Source organism: Streptomyces cahuitamycinicus (genome assembly GCF_002891435.1).
In the GTDB taxonomy this organism is placed as follows: domain Bacteria; phylum Actinomycetota; class Actinomycetes; order Streptomycetales; family Streptomycetaceae; genus Streptomyces; species Streptomyces cahuitamycinicus.
The window spans coordinates 1-13,698 of record NZ_POUC01000205.1 but is presented as its reverse complement, the minus strand read 5'-3'; the positions used below and the strand labels follow the sequence as shown (position 1 = coordinate 13,698).

General features: G+C 71.5%; 16 protein-coding genes. 8 read left to right on the top strand and 8 right to left on the bottom strand.

The genetic code is table 11. The annotated features are described in order from the left end of the window. Window positions 1-3: 3 nt before the first annotated feature. Entirely contained in the window at window positions 4-519 is a 516-nt protein-coding gene (locus C1J00_RS25000; protein WP_102911297.1) for a MarR family winged helix-turn-helix transcriptional regulator, read from the bottom strand. A gap of 137 nt (window positions 520-656) precedes the next feature. Between C1J00_RS25000 and ligD the strand changes: the two genes are divergently transcribed. The 4 genes from ligD (at window position 657) to hemC (ending at window position 4,072) form a co-directional block, all read left to right on the top strand. Further along, window positions 657-1,637: a non-homologous end-joining DNA ligase gene (ligD, locus tag C1J00_RS24995; RefSeq protein ID WP_102911296.1), complete on the top strand. Its 981-nt coding sequence runs from the start codon at window positions 657-659 to the stop codon at window positions 1,635-1,637. Between the two features lie 141 nt (window positions 1,638-1,778). Next, a complete protein-coding gene (locus C1J00_RS24990; RefSeq protein WP_180989683.1) occupies window positions 1,779-2,552 on the top strand; it encodes an NPP1 family protein in 774 nt (257 codons plus the stop codon). Between the two features lie 387 nt (window positions 2,553-2,939). Continuing rightward, window positions 2,940-3,068, top strand: coding sequence for a hypothetical protein (locus tag C1J00_RS47690; RefSeq protein WP_281262770.1), 129 nt, complete (start codon window positions 2,940-2,942; stop codon window positions 3,066-3,068). A 68-nt stretch (window positions 3,069-3,136) separates the two neighbouring features. Next, window positions 3,137-4,072, top strand: coding sequence for a hydroxymethylbilane synthase (hemC, locus tag C1J00_RS24985; protein ID WP_102911293.1), 936 nt, complete (start codon window positions 3,137-3,139; stop codon window positions 4,070-4,072). 25 nt (window positions 4,073-4,097) lie between these two features. On the opposite strand, the gene C1J00_RS24980 is transcribed toward hemC, so the two are convergent. From C1J00_RS24980 to C1J00_RS24965, 4 genes are all read right to left on the bottom strand, one after another. Beyond that, window positions 4,098-4,619, bottom strand: coding sequence for a hypothetical protein (locus tag C1J00_RS24980; protein WP_102911292.1), 522 nt, complete (start codon window positions 4,617-4,619; stop codon window positions 4,098-4,100). Between the two features lie 191 nt (window positions 4,620-4,810). Continuing rightward, a complete protein-coding gene (locus C1J00_RS24975; RefSeq protein ID WP_102911291.1) occupies window positions 4,811-5,671 on the bottom strand; it encodes an ABC transporter permease in 861 nt (286 codons plus the stop codon). Beyond that, window positions 5,631-6,488, bottom strand: coding sequence for an ABC transporter ATP-binding protein (locus tag C1J00_RS24970; RefSeq protein ID WP_102911290.1), 858 nt, complete (start codon window positions 6,486-6,488; stop codon window positions 5,631-5,633). Before C1J00_RS24970 ends, C1J00_RS24975 begins: the two co-directional genes overlap by 41 nt. Then, window positions 6,485-6,940 (bottom strand): MarR family winged helix-turn-helix transcriptional regulator, encoded by a 456-nt coding sequence (locus C1J00_RS24965; protein WP_102911289.1) that lies wholly within the window; start codon window positions 6,938-6,940, stop codon window positions 6,485-6,487. Before C1J00_RS24965 ends, C1J00_RS24970 begins: the two co-directional genes overlap by 4 nt. Before the next feature lie 333 nt (window positions 6,941-7,273). Here C1J00_RS24965 and C1J00_RS24960 point away from each other — a divergent pair, with 333 nt between their 5' ends. Next, complete coding sequence (locus C1J00_RS24960; RefSeq protein ID WP_102911288.1) at window positions 7,274-8,065, top strand: RNA polymerase sigma factor SigF; 792 nt, start codon at window positions 7,274-7,276, stop codon at window positions 8,063-8,065. A gap of 31 nt (window positions 8,066-8,096) precedes the next feature. Here the strand turns inward: C1J00_RS24960 and C1J00_RS24955 are convergent, their stop codons facing one another. Then, window positions 8,097-8,417: an ANTAR domain-containing protein gene (locus C1J00_RS24955; RefSeq protein ID WP_180989682.1), complete on the bottom strand. Its 321-nt coding sequence runs from the start codon at window positions 8,415-8,417 to the stop codon at window positions 8,097-8,099. Window positions 8,418-8,663: 246 nt separating this feature from the next. On the opposite strand from C1J00_RS24955, the gene C1J00_RS24950 reads away from it, so the two are divergent. Next, the gene (locus C1J00_RS24950; RefSeq protein ID WP_102911286.1) at window positions 8,664-9,467 is read left to right on the top strand and encodes a VOC family protein; all 804 of its coding nucleotides are present in this window, start codon (window positions 8,664-8,666) and stop codon (window positions 9,465-9,467) included. A 65-nt stretch (window positions 9,468-9,532) separates the two neighbouring features. Here the strand turns inward: C1J00_RS24950 and glgX are convergent, their stop codons facing one another. Both glgX and C1J00_RS24940 read right to left on the bottom strand, forming a co-directional pair. Further along, the gene (gene glgX / locus C1J00_RS24945; protein ID WP_102911285.1) at window positions 9,533-11,686 is read right to left on the bottom strand and encodes a glycogen debranching protein GlgX; all 2,154 of its coding nucleotides are present in this window, start codon (window positions 11,684-11,686) and stop codon (window positions 9,533-9,535) included. Continuing rightward, the gene (locus C1J00_RS24940) at window positions 11,683-12,195 is read right to left on the bottom strand and encodes a pep a2 (protein WP_102911284.1); all 513 of its coding nucleotides are present in this window, start codon (window positions 12,193-12,195) and stop codon (window positions 11,683-11,685) included. Before C1J00_RS24940 ends, glgX begins: the two co-directional genes overlap by 4 nt. A gap of 363 nt (window positions 12,196-12,558) precedes the next feature. Here C1J00_RS24940 and C1J00_RS24935 point away from each other — a divergent pair, with 363 nt between their 5' ends. Continuing rightward, window positions 12,559-12,927: a DUF5133 domain-containing protein gene (locus C1J00_RS24935; protein WP_102911295.1), complete on the top strand. Its 369-nt coding sequence runs from the start codon at window positions 12,559-12,561 to the stop codon at window positions 12,925-12,927. A 73-nt stretch (window positions 12,928-13,000) separates the two neighbouring features. Then, a partial coding sequence (locus C1J00_RS24930; RefSeq protein ID WP_146046252.1) for a maltotransferase domain-containing protein occupies window positions 13,001-13,698 on the top strand: 698 nt, incomplete at its 3' end.

Genomic DNA, 13,698 nt, shown 5'->3' with positions numbered 1-13,698 from the left:
GGGTCAGGCGGTGCCGGCCGGGGCCGATCGGGGGTCGCCTTCCTCGTCGACGGAGTGGGCGAGGAAGGCGTCGACCATGCGGTGGAAGAGCGTCGCGAGCCGGCGCAGCTCCTCGGGGGACCAGGCCGAGAGGGCCGTCTGCATGCCGCGGACGCCGGCCTCGCGGACCTTGGCGATGGCCTCGCCTCCGGCGGCGGTGAGGTCGATGCGCTGGGCGCGGCGGTCGTCCGGGTCGGGGACGCGGGTGACGTACCCGGACTTCTGCAACTGCTGCACCGTGCGGGTGACGTGCGAGGCCTCCACTCCCAGCCGGGCGGCGAGCTCCCCCGGCCGCTGCGGCTCGGAGTCGGCGATCTGCCGCAGCAGTGCGACAGCGGCACGGTCCAGCGGCACGCCCGCCAGGGCCATCAGCCGTTCGTGCCGGCGGGAGCGCGTGCTCAGGTAGCTGATGCGGGTGAGCGCACGCTCGATCTCGGCCACTTCCGGGGAGGGGGTGTCGGGGGGCGGAGGCGTGGGCATGAGCGCCACGGCACCATCTCGTTGCGTAACTCAACTAAATCGAGCGGTTCAGCCCGTTCGTCGAGCGGTTCACCCCGTTCAGGGGAAACAGCCGCACGACACGCGTGGCGGCCCGCCGGTTCGTCGACACCTCACCCGTGGACCTGCCGCTGATCCCGCCCATGCTCGCCACGTCAGGCACCCTGCCCTCGGCCGCGCAGGACGCGCGCTGGGCCTACGAGACCAAGCAGGACGGCCAGCGCGTGGTGGTCTACCTGCCCGGGGACGGCAGTGTGCTGCTGCGCGCCCGCTCCGGTGTCGACATCACGGCCGCCTACCCCGAACTGCGGCCGCTGGGCACCGCCCTCGGCGCCGCACCCGCCGTACTGGACGGCGAGATCATGGCCTTGGACGCCCAGGGCCGTGCCAGCTTCCAGTTGCTGCAGTCCCGGATGGGCCTGGCCCACGCCCCCGCCAGGGCCGCCCGGCGTGCGGCGCAGGTCCCGGTCCATCTCGTGCTGTTCGATCTGATGCACCTGCGGAACCGCTCCCTGCTGCGGCTCCCCTACGCACGGCGCCGCGCGGCACTGGAGGACCTCGGCCTCACCGGACCCTCCTGGTCGACCCCCCGCGCACTCGTCGGCCACGGCGCCGAGGCCCTGCGCGCCACGCAGGAACACGGCCTGGAGGGGCTGGTCTGCAAGCGGCTCGACTCGGTGTACGAACCAGGGGTGCGCTCCCGGGCCTGGATCAAGATTCGCAACATGCGCACCGAGGACGTCCTGGTCGGCGGCTGGCAGCCGGGCAAGGGGCGGCTCACCGGCCTGCCCGGCGCGGTGCTGGTGGGGCAGCGCGCGGCGGGACGGCTGCGTTACGTCGGCAGCGTGGGCACCGGCTGGAGCGAGGCCGAACGCACCGAACTGGCCGCGCTGCTGGGGGCCGCCGCGAGTGATGTCTGCCCCTTCGACCCCGCCCCGCGCGCTCCGGGCGCGCACTGGGTCGTGCCCCGCCTGGTCGGCGAGGTCCGCTACAGCACCCGCACCCGGGAGGGGTTGCTGCGGCAGCCGTCCTGGCTGCGGCTCCGGCCCGACCTCACGCCCGAGGAGGCCGCGGCCGACATCCCGGACGACATGGTCTGAAACGACGTGCGGCCCCAAGTATTGGGCTCCGATTCACGCTTCTCACCCTCCGCCGGTCTTGGCATGGACGCGTTCAACCTGGAAGCTGAACCTCCCTTTCCCCCACAGCCGTTGGGCTGCGCCCGGACCAAGGAGGACGCAGTGTCGTCACGCCCGTTCGCCCACCGCAGGAGATGGCTCACCGGAGCGGCCGGTGCCGCCGCCCTCGTCCTGGCCTTCCCCGCCACGGCCTTCGCCGCCCCACCGTCGGCGCTGCCCGCCAACGCGGACGCGCTGGAGAAGACCTACCAGCCCGCCTACGACTACGACACCGACGGCTGCTACTCCACGCCCGCGATCGGCCCGGACGGCGCCGTGAACGGCGGCCTCAACCCGACCGGGGCCCTGAACGGCAACTGCCGGGACGCCTCGGACCTGGACAACACCAACGGCTACGCGCGCTCCAAGTGCAACAACGGCTGGTGCGCCATCCTGTACGCGCTCTACTTCGAGAAGGACCAGGCCGTGGCCGGCAGTGGCATCGGAGGCCACCGGCACGACTTCGAGCACGTCGCGGTGTTCGTACAGGACAACCAGGTCAAGTACGTGTCGGCGTCCAGTCACGGCGGGTTCACCGTGCACGCTGCGTCCGCGGTCCGCTTCGACGGCACGCACGCGAAGATCGTCTACCACAAGGACGGCGTCCGCACACACTGCTTCCGCGCCGCCAACGCGAACGACGAACCGCCGGAGAACCACAAGCGCACCTGGCAGTACCCGGCGCTGGTCGGCTGGAACGGCTACCCGGCCGGGGTGCGCGACAAGCTCACGTCGTTCAACTTCGGCAGCGCCAACTTCGGCCTGAAGGACGCCAACTTCGCCAACCACCTCGCGTCGGCCAAGCCCTCCGGCATCCCCTTCGACCCGTATGCCTGACGCCGTCGGGTCCGGCCGCGTGCGGTAGGCGCGGCCGGAACTCGATGCGGAGCGGCCGGGCGGTCCCGACGGCAAGGATTGGCCCCTCGTGGCCTCCCCGGACCTCCCCGGGCCTCCCCGGGCCGCGCCGTGCCCGTCGGCTGCTGCGTTCTGCCCCGAGGTGAGCACAGGAAAGCCCCCTGTCGGGCACCGCGGTCGGGCGACAGACGCGATGCTTCGGCGGATGTCCGACGGCCGACCGAGCCGGCCTCAGGGCCCAGGCCCCAGGCCGGACCCTGTTTCATCCCACCCGTCCGCCCGCGTCCGCGGACGTCCCCGCCATGTACGCCACCGCCGAGCCCGTCGCGGCTGTCCCCGCGCCCGGTGCGCCGCGCAGGCGGTGCTGAAATGGCCCTCGCGCACAGTGACGGGCACGTCGTGCAGCTCACCGACACCGCCCTCGACGTCGGAGACGAGCGGGCCCTCGCCGAGACGCTGCGGGCGGTGGGAGTGAGCGAACCGCTCCTCCCGAACTGACGCCCGATGCCCGGCGGTCGGAGGACGTCCCGGGCGAACGCCCCCGCCGAAGGGTCTATCGTGTCCGCATGTCCGTCCCCGAACTGATTCGCATCGTCTCCCGCGACTCCCCCATGGCGCTCGCCCAAGTGGAGCGTGTCAGGGCCGAGTTGGCCGCCGCCCATCCCGAAGTGCGCACCGAGGTCGTGCCGGTGAAGACCACCGGCGACAAGTGGATGGGCGATCTGTCCCAGGTCGAGGGCAAGGGCGCGTTCACCAAGGAGGTCGACGCGGCGCTGCTGGCCGGCGAGGCCGACCTCGCCGTGCACTGCGTGAAGGACGTGCCCGCCGACCGGCCGCTCCCGGCGGGCACGGTGTTCGCCGCGTTCCTCAAGCGGGACGACATCCGCGACGCCCTGATCCACCCGGGCGGGCTCACCCTCGACGAGCTGCCGGCCGGTACGCGGATCGGCACCTCCTCGGTGCGCCGCGTCGCGCAACTGGCCGCCACACACCCCCACCTGGAGTGCGTGCCGTTCCGCGGCAACGCCAACAAGCGGCTGGCGAAGCTGGCCGCCGGCGAGGCGGACGCCCTGCTGCTCGCCGTTTCCGGCCTGGAGCGCATCGGCCGCGAGGACGTGATCAGCGAGGTCCTCTCGACCGAGACGATGATGCCGCCCATCGGAGCGGGCGTGCTGGCGCTGCAGTGCCGCGAGACAGACGCCGCGCTGATCGACGCGGTGAGCGGTCTCGGTGACCCGGACACCTACCGGGAGACCACCGCCGAGCGCATGTTCCTGCATGTGCTGCAGGGGCACTGCAACAGCCCCATCGCCGGGTTCGCGCACGTGGACCGCAGTGGCGAACTGTCCCTGCGGGCCTGTGTGTTCACCCCGGACGGCAAGACCCGGCTCAACGCCCACGAGTGGGCGGGCCGGCTCGACCCCGCCACGCTCGGCACCTCGGTCGCCGTGACCCTGCTGCGCCAGGGCGCCCGCGGGATCATCGACGGCATCCCGCACTGATCCGCGCGGGCGCCCTGACACGGGATCAGGCGGTGCCTTCCTCCGCCTGATCCCGCAGGAAGACGCTCACCTGGTGCGCCAGGCTGTCCCGTACCGGACCCTGCTGGGCCCCGGCAGCGCCCTCGTGCGCCCCGATACCGCCCGCCCACAGGCGGCGGTCGGTCCACTCCTCCTCGACGCGCAACTGCACCTGGACGTCGACGAGACTCAGGGAAGCCTCGGCGCCGGCCGCGTACAACACGGCGGTGGCGCGGCGCAGCGGGTAGACGTCGAAGCCCTCGATGAACTGCGAGTTGCGCCAGTCGATGAAGGCGCTCTCCCCGTCCGGGCCGAGCCGCACGTCGATCTGGCCGTCCTCCAGGTGAACGCCGAGATGGCGGCTGCCGCGGTTCTCGACCGTCACCCGGAGGCAGAAGTACGTCAGCCCCTCGGCGGCGTCGTCGCGGCCGCGGGGCGGCTCGGCCAGTTCCAGACGGTGGACGCGGACGCGCAGACCGGCATGCTCGTCGTACTCCTGCCAGTCCCCGACCACGTTCGGCTCGTACACGCTGCACCTCTCGACCTCTGGAAGCTGCTTCCTATCTGTGGTCTCAGCGCACTGTCAAATGAGCAGAATGCGCTGTGGCCAGGCAGTTCATCCTTTTTGATCGGTGATCAAGCCCTGCCCAGCGGTTATCCGGAACCAAACGGAGAAAGCGCTTGCTCCGGCGTGCCGCACATCACTTCCACGAGTGAAGATCAACGGGCCAGGCGGCCCAGCAGGGCCGAGGCTGCGGTGACGCCGAGCGCGGCGGCGATGAACAGCACCGCGAAGTCGGACGCCAGATGGTGGGGTGTGCCGAGGAGGAGTCCGCGCAGGGCGTCCACCTCGTAGCTGAGCGGGTTGGCCTTGCTGACGCTCTGCAGCCAGCCCGGCATCACGGACACCGGGTACAGGGCGTTGGAGCCGAAGAACAGCGGCATCGTGATCGCCTGCCCGATCCCCATCAGGCGGTCGCGGCTGAGGACGACGCCGGCGATGGTCATGGACAGGCAGGAGAAGAAGGCCGAGCCGAGGACGACGATCGCCGCGACGGCGAGCAGCTTGAGCGGGTTCCAGGTCAGGGCCACGCCGAGCAGGGCGGCGATGAGAAGCACGACGACGGCCTGGACGAGCGACTTCACCCCGGCCGCGAACGCCTTGCCGGTGATCAGCGCCGACCGTGGGGTCGGGGTGACGAGGAGCTTGTTGAGGACACCGGCGTCGCGTTCCCAGATGATCTGGATGCCGTAGAAGATGGCGATGAACATCGCGGACTGGGCGATGATGCCGGGCGCCAGGTAGTCGACGTACGGTATGACGCCGGTGGGGATCGCCTTGATGCGGGTGAAGGTCTGACCGAAGATCAGCAGCCAGAGAGCCGGCTGGATCGCGCGGGTGTAGAGCTCGGTGCGGTCGTGGCGCAACTTCTGCAGTTCGACCGCGCACATCGCGCCTACGCGGGCGGGCAGCAGCCGCCAGCCGGCCCGGGGCGGCGGGGGTTTCAGCAGCAGGTCGATGCCGTGGCCACGGGCGGGGTCAGCCGACACGGCGCGCGGTGCGGCGGGTGCTTCGGACATCGCGGAAATCTCCTGCCTCGTCGTCGAGACCGCTGCCGGCCACGTCCCGGAAGACGTCCTCCAGCGTGGGCGGCGCGTGGTGGGCCGCGCCCGCGGCGCTGCGCCGGGCGCCGAGTCCTGTCCTGAGCTCAGCCGGGGTGCCGAGGGCCCGGATCCGGCCGCGGTGCATCAGGGCGACCCGGTCGCAGTACTGGTCGGCCTCGTCCATGTAGTGGGTGGTCACGAGCACGGTCATGCCGGTGGCTTGGCGGACGGCGCCGATGTGCTCCCACACGCCGGTGCGGGCGATCGGGTCGAGGCCGATGGTCGGCTCGTCGAGGATCAGCAGCCGGGGGGCGCTGACCAGCGCCTGGGCGAGTTCGAGCCGGCGGACCATGCCGCCGGAGTACGTGGCGGCCAGCCGGTCGGCGGCGTCGGCGAGGCCGACCGCGGCCAGGGCCTGAGTGACCCGCGCGGCGCGTTCCGCGCGGGGCACGTCGAAGACCCGGGCGAACAGGGCTACGTTCTCCCGCCCGGTGAGTCCGGCGTCCGCGGACAGTTGCTGCGGGACGTAGCCGAGCAGGCGGCGTACGGCCATGCGGTCCCCGGCGGCGTCGTGACCGAAGACGCCGACCATGCCGGCGGGCACGGGCAGCAGAGTGGTGATGCAGCGTATGGCGGTGGTCTTGCCCGCGCCGTTGGGCCCGAGCAGTCCGAAGACCTCGCCCTGCCGGACGGTGAGGTCGAGTTCGTCCACGGCGTTGTGGTCGCCGAAGGCGTAGCTGAGCCCGGTGCAGGCGACGGCGTCGGCCCCGGGCGGGGCGGTGTCCCGCGTCATGATTCCTCGGCCTCCTCGTGCAGGGTGTCGGCCAGCTTGCGCAGGGCCGGGACCGCCGCCCGCAGCGCGCGGCGGTCCGGCTCGTCGAGGCGCGCCACGTGGCGGCGTACGAGTTCGGCCCGGCGCCGGCGCCAGTCGCGCAGCCGCGTCTCGGCGGCCGGGGTGGGCAGCAGCCGGGCGGCCCGCCGGTCGGCCGGGTCGGTCTCGCGGACCAGGTGGCCCGCCTCCGCCAGCTGGTTGACGAGGGTGGACACCGAGTTGGCCGCCAGACCCAGCTCCCTGGCCGCGTCGGAGATGCCGACGCCGGGCCGCGCCACGACCAGACGCAACAGCTCAACCTCGGCGCCGCGCAGCCGCGGGTCGGGCGTCTGCCTGCGCAGGCGCCGCCGGATCAGGCGCTGGACACCGACCAGTGCGTCGGCCAGTTCTTCGGGGAAGGTCTCCGGCTCCATGCCGCCGAGATTAGATCTGTAGCAGAGCTAATCGGTCCAAGCAGAGGTCAAGGTAGGTCAAGAGAGGTCAAGGAGGCCGAGGAGGTCAAGGAAGGCTCCGGGAGCGGCAGCGGATCCGATCGGCGGCCAACTGGGGGCGCCTGCGACCCCCGATTGCCGTATCGTCTTAATTGTTTCGGTATGTCCCTGCCCGGGGATGGGCAGGGAAGTGCTTCGGACAGGAGGCACGTCCGTGGGAGCCGGCCGGCCGTGCCCCGGTGCTCTCCGTGAGGCCCGAGTCCGCACCTCCCACGGTGTCTGTCCATTCAGCACCTGCTCAGGGAGGTGCGCACCATGCGTATCGCCGGCAGCACCCGCCCGCACCCTCACGACGACGCACCCGACACCGCCGCGGCGTTCGCGCGGCTCGCGCGACTGCCCGAGGGGCCCGAACGCAAGGCCCTGCGCGACGAGCTGGTCGAGGCCTGGCTGCCCATGGCCGAGCGGATCGCCGTCCGCTTCCGGGGCCGTGGCGAGGTCCTGGAGGATCTGTACCAGGTGGCGGCTCTCGGCCTCGTGAAGGCGGTCGACCACTACGACCCGGCCCGCGGCAACGCCTTCGAGGCGTACGCGGTGCCGACGGTCACCGGCGAGATCAAGCGCCACTTCCGTGACCACATGTGGACGCTGCACGTGCCACGCCGGGTCCAGGACCTGCGCAACCGGGTCCGGCACGCCGCGAAGGAACTGTCGCAGACCACCCCGGGCCGCTCCCCCACGATCGCCGAGATCGCCGAGTACGCCCAGCTCACCGAGGGCGAGGTGCGCACCGGAATGGAGGCTCTGGAGTGCTTCTCCGCGCTGTCGCTTGAGGCGGAGATGCCCGGGACCGACGGCTACGCCCTCGGGGACGCGATCGGCGGGCCCGACCCGGCCTTCGACACCGTCGTCGACCGGGTGGCCGTCAGGCCCTGTCTGGAGGCGCTGCCGGAGCGCGAGCGGATCATCCTCTATCTGCGGTTCTTCAAGGGCATGACGCAGAGCCGGATCGCCGAGCAGCTCGGCATCTCGCAGATGCACGTCTCACGGCTGCTCAGCAGCTGCTTCACCCATCTGCGTGAGGAACTGATGGCGGAGACCCACTGAAACGAGGTGCGGTTCCGGCTGCCGCCGGGGGTCACGCCTCCGGCGGCGATCCGGGGATCTGCGTCGGCCCGGCCCGGTCGAGGGCGTCCTCCAGTGCGGACCGGATCTCCTCGGGCATCACGCCCGTCCGCCCCCAGACGAGGATCAGCTCCGCGACGCTGCGCAGCTTGATGTTGGTGTGCTGGGAGACCTCCTTCAGCACCGCCCACCCCTGGTCGGGGGAGATCCGGCCGAGCACCACGACCATCCCGATCGCCTGGTCCACGACCGCGTGGGAGACGACCGCCTCCTTCAGCTGCTGGACCTCTTCCTGCAAGGCGAAGATCCGGTCCGAGCCCCCGTCCGTGGACATGGTCACCTCCGGGTCCGGTGCGCCGCTGTACCCAACGTCCCACCGGGTGCTTGAGTACACGAACGCAGTGTCCGACCCCTCCATCGTCGTCACTCGGGCCGCCCGGTGCCACCGGGGCGGACCAGGCCGGACGCCGTTTCGGCGCCCCCGCCGGGGTACTCGGCAGGCGCCCACAGCGGTTCCGGTTGGACACTGGTGTCATTCCTCCGGTGGCTGCCAGGCCGACGAGATCAGGACGCGACTGCCATGAACCACGACATGCCCACCTCCTCCGGCACGAAGGACGTCGTCTCATCACACTCCGTGTTCGGCGCGCCCTGCTGGGTGAGTCTGACCAGCCGGGACGTCAAGGCGACCGAGGAGTTCTACGGGGCCGTGCTGGGCTGGCAGTGGCGGCCCGCCAAGCTGGGCGACCGGTTCCGGATCGCGCTGGCGGACGGCTCGCCGGTGGCCGGGATCGCGGGGGTGGCCGCCATGTGGCAGATGGCGGTGGCGTGGACGCCGTACTTCGCGGTGCGCAGCGCGGACGACGCGGCCGCGCGGGTGCAGGAGCGCATGGGCACGGTCGCCGTCGGGCCGATCTCGCTGCCGCCGGGCCGGGCGGCGCTGCTGGCCGACCGGGACGGGGCGACCTTCGGCATCTGGGAGGGAGACCTCTTCACCGACTGGGAGACCTGGCGCAACGCCCAGCCGGCCTTCATCACGCTCCACACCCGTGACGCCTTCGACGCGGCGATCTTCTACGGCGAGGTCCTCGACTGGGCCTCCCAGCGCCCCGGCTGCTGCGAGGTCCACTACGAGGGCGGCGAGGTCGTACTGCGCAGTCGCGGGGACGTGGTGGCACGGATCGAGTCGGGCGCCCTGGAGGCGGCCCCCGACCCCGAGATCCGCCCGCACTGGCAGGTCCACTTCTCCGTCGACGACGTGGATGCCTGCGCCCGTGCCGCGGAACTCCACGGCGGCAGTGTGCTGTCCAAGGGCAACGGTGAGGCGGTGCTGCGGGACCACGACGGCGCGCAGTTCACCGTGACCGCGCGCCGCGACCACTGACCCGCCTACTCCTCGCGCCGCGACCACTGACCCGCCTACTCCTCGCGCCGCGACCGCTGACCCGCCTACTCCTTCTCGCGGGACGCCCGTGACGGCCGGGACAGCAGGACCAGGCTGCGGGCCCCGACGGTCAGACCCGCGCCCGCCTTGTACTCCGACTCGTCGGGCGTGCCCTCCGGGTCGGCCGTGTCGATGAGTGCCGTCCAGCGTTCACCGTAGGAGGCGTCCGGCAGGCGGAAGCCGACCGGCTCCCAGTGGCTGTTGAGGAGCAGCAGGAACGAGTCGTCGACGACCGGGCGGCCCCACGGGTCGGGTTCGGCGATGGCGTCGCCGTTGAGGAACACGCCGACGGAGTGCGCGTCGCCGCGCTGCCAGTCGTCGTCGGTCATCTCGCGGGCGTCCGGCGCCAGCCACACCAGGTCGGGCAGCGGCTGGTCCGCCCGGGTCAGGGTCTCGCCGAGGAAGAAGCGGCGCCGGCGCAGCACGGGGTGCCCGGTGCGCAGCCGGATGACGTACCGGGTGAACTCCAGCAGGTCGCGCTGCTCCTCGGTGAGCCGCCAGTCGATCCAGGAGATGTCGTTGTCCTGGCAGTAGGCGTTGTTGTTGCCGCCCTGGGTGCGCCCGAGTTCGTCGCCGTGGGAGAGCATCGGGATGCCCTGGGACAGCAGCAGCGTGGCGAGGAAGTTGCGCTGCTGGCGGGTGCGCAGCTCCAGCACCGCAGGGTCGCGGCTCTCGCCCTCGGCGCCGCAGTTCCAGGACCGGTTGGTGCTCTCGCCGTCCTGGTTGCCCTCGCCGTTGTCCTCGTTGTGCTTGTCGTTGTACGAGACGAGGTCGCGGAGGGTGAAGCCGTCGTGGGCGGTGACGAAGTTGACGCTGGCCCGGGGCCGGCGCCTGCTGTGCTGGTACAGGTCGGAGGAGCCCGTGAGCCGGGAGGCGAGTTCGCCGAGCGTGTGGTCCTCGCCGCGCCAGAAGTCACGGACCGCGTCGCGGTACATGCCGTTCCACTCCGACCACAGCGGTGGGAAGTTGCCCACCTGGTAGCCGCCCTCGCCGACGTCCCACGGCTCGGCGATGAGCTTGACGCGGCTGATCACCGGGTCCTGCTGGATGAGGTCGAAGAACGCCGACAGCCGGTCCACCTCGTGGAACTGCCGGGCGAGTGTCGCCGCGAGGTCGAAACGGAAGCCGTCGACGTGCATCTCGGTCACCCAGTACCGCAGCGAGTCCATGATCAGCTGGAGGACGTAGGGGTGCCGCATCAGCAGGCTGTTGCCGGTGCCGGTGGTGTCGTAGTAGTGCTCCCAGTCGCCGTCGACCAGGCGGTAGTACGAGGAGTTGTCGATCCCGCGGAAGGAGAGGGTGGGGCCCCTCTCGTTGCCCTCGGCGGTGTGGTTGTAGACCACGTCGAGTATCACTTCGAGTCCCGCCGCGTGCAGGGTCTTCACCATCTGCTTGAACTCGGCGACCTGCCCCCCGCGGGTGTCGTGGGCGGCGTAGCCGTTGTGGGGCGCGAAGAAGCCGATGGTGTTGTAGCCCCAGTAGTTGGCCAGGCCCCGGTCGTGCAGCACCCCGTCGTGGACGAACTGGTGGACCGGCATGAGCTCCACGGCCGTGACGCCGAGGGAGGTCAGATGCTCGACGACCGCGGGGTGCGCCAGCCCGGCGTAGGTGCCCCGCAGCTCCCTGGGCACCTCGGGATGGGTGCGGGTCATGCCCTTGACGTGTGCCTCGTAGATCACCGTGTCGGCGTAGGGCCGGCAGGGCCGGGCGTCGTCGCCCCAGTCGAAGGCCGGGTCGGTCACCACGCCGAGCATGGTGTGCCCGGCGCTGTCGGCGGGGTCGGGGCCGTCCGGGTTGCGTTCGTAGAGCGAGGGGTGGTTGTCGACCTGCCCCTCCACCGCACGGGCGTACGGGTCGAGCAGCAGTTTCGCCGGGTTGCAGCGATGCCCGGCGGCCGGGGCCCACGGCCCGTGCACCCGGTAGCCGTAGCGCTGGCCGGGGCCGACGCCGTGGAGATAGCCGTGCCAGACGAAGCCGTCGACCTCGGTCAGCGGCACGCGGGTGTGGGTGCCGTCGTCGTCGACGAGGACCAGCTCGACACGTTCGGCGACCTCGCTGAAGAGGGCAAAGTTGGTGCCCTCCCCGTCGAAGTCCGCCCCCAGCGGGTAGGGGCGCCCGCTCCATGCGGGCGCCCCTTTCCGGGTCTGCGGGCGGGTCACCGGGCGTCCTCCAGGACCTCGTCCGGGGTGACGGCCGAGGCGGCCAGCTGCGTGACCGGCACCTCTCGGGGCACGTCGAGGCCCTCGCTCTCCCGCGGCGCGGGCGCGGTCGGGACCAGCGGGACCCGTTCGCCGGCGCGGGCGCGCTGCGAGAACCAGATGACCTTGCTGCCGGTCTCGGTCGCGCAGCAGCCCCAGCCGTCGCTCATGGCCGCGAGGTGCTCCAGGCAGCCTCGCAGCTCCTGGTCCGGGCGCAGGGCGCGGTCGTTGTCCCCGATGGCGGTGATCAGGTGCTGCCGGTTCCACCACATCTCGATCGACGTGTTCTTGTCCGTGGCGTGCTCGTCGATGGCCTTGAGCAGCATCTCGGCACCGCCGCAGACGGGCTGGACCAGGTTGTCCAGGTCCCAGAACTTCAGGTGAGCGGCCAGAATGCGGCTGACCTGTCCCACCCGTTCCGGGCTGACTTCCACGTCGAGGTGGTAGTAGCAGGGCACTGCGGTCTTCATCGGTCGGCTCCTCACCGCGAAGCTCAGCTCCTTCTCGTTCCCGCGGTCCTGCGGGACGAGCCCCGAACACGGAACGTGAGCGCCTATCGCTTCTGAGTCACCCTCAGCCTGAGGGTGCTAGCCCGTTCGTGCAACACGAGCGCACGGTTGAGGCGGAGGAGTGCACAAGTGAGCGGGCAGAGGCAGGTCCGGACGGCCCAGCAGAGACCCCACTGGTTGAAGCTCCAACAAGACGCTGTGTCGCCCCACGTGCACCATGTGTGAAGAACTCGATCGCCGTTACGGGTCCGTGCCGCTGTGCGCACGGCCGCCGTCCGACCGTCGGGAGACCGTGCCCCTCGAGCCCGAAAGGTGATCGGCGTCATGCTGCTACCCGCCAAAGCCGAAGTCGCCCGGCAGTTGCGGCGTTACCGGGCCTGGGAACGCGTGATGCTCGCGGCACCGAACGACCGCACGGTGCGGACCACCTTCGAGGACTCCGGCTACACGCTCTGCGTGCTGATGGGCAAGCGCTGCGCGCGGGAGGCCGCGGACGCGGCCGAACGGTACCTGCGCACCAACCACGTCACCTATCTGCAGGAACAGCAGATCACCTGCCTGCAGGAGCAGCACGTCGCCTGTGCGCAGGAACCGGCCGAACGGCCCCGCCCGGCCGCGGCGGTCAGACGAAGACCGCCGGCGGCGGAGCGCAGATCCCCCGCTTCCGAGCGGAGATCCACAGCGGGAAGGTGACGCCTTCCCACACATCCAGTCCCTGAACCGGGCCCGCGCGGCCCGGCTTTCGAGCACGGTGGAGGTGAGGACCATGACGAGGACCCGGGCCATCGGCCGTATCCCGGTGAGGGACGTCCGCCCGGCCGTGGAGGGCGGCAACCGGCCGGCGAAGGCGGTCGTGGGTGAGACGTTCCGGGTCACCGCCACCGTGTTCCGGGAGGGGCACGACACGGTGGCCGCCCAGGTCGTCCTGAAGGACCCCGAGGGCCGGCCCGGCCCGTGGACGCCGATGCGCGAGCTGGCCCCCGGCAGCGACCGCTGGGGCGCCGAGGTCACCGCGGACGCCGTCGGCCGCTGGTCCTACCGGGTGGAGGCCTGGAGCGATCCGGTGGCCACCTGGCGCCGCACGGCGGGCATAAAGATCCCGGCGGGCATCGATCCGGGCCTGGTCCTGGAAGAGGGCGCGGAACTGTACGAGCGGGCAGCGGCCGGCGTGCCGAAGGAGGCCGGCCGCGGTGTGCTGCTCGCGGCGGCGAAGACCCTGCGCGACGACTCGCTGCCCACCGCGGACCGGTTCGCGGGGGCGTTGACGCCGGAGGTGGAGGAGGTTCTGGCGCGGCATCCGCTGCGGGATCTGGTCACCAGCAGCGAGCCGCTGCCGCTGCTGGTGGAGCGGGAGCGGGCGTTGTACGGGTCCTGGTACGAGTTCTTCCCGCGTTCGGAGGGCACGCGCGAGCAGCCGCACGGCACGTTCGCCACGGCGGCCCGCAGACTCCCGGCGATCGCGGC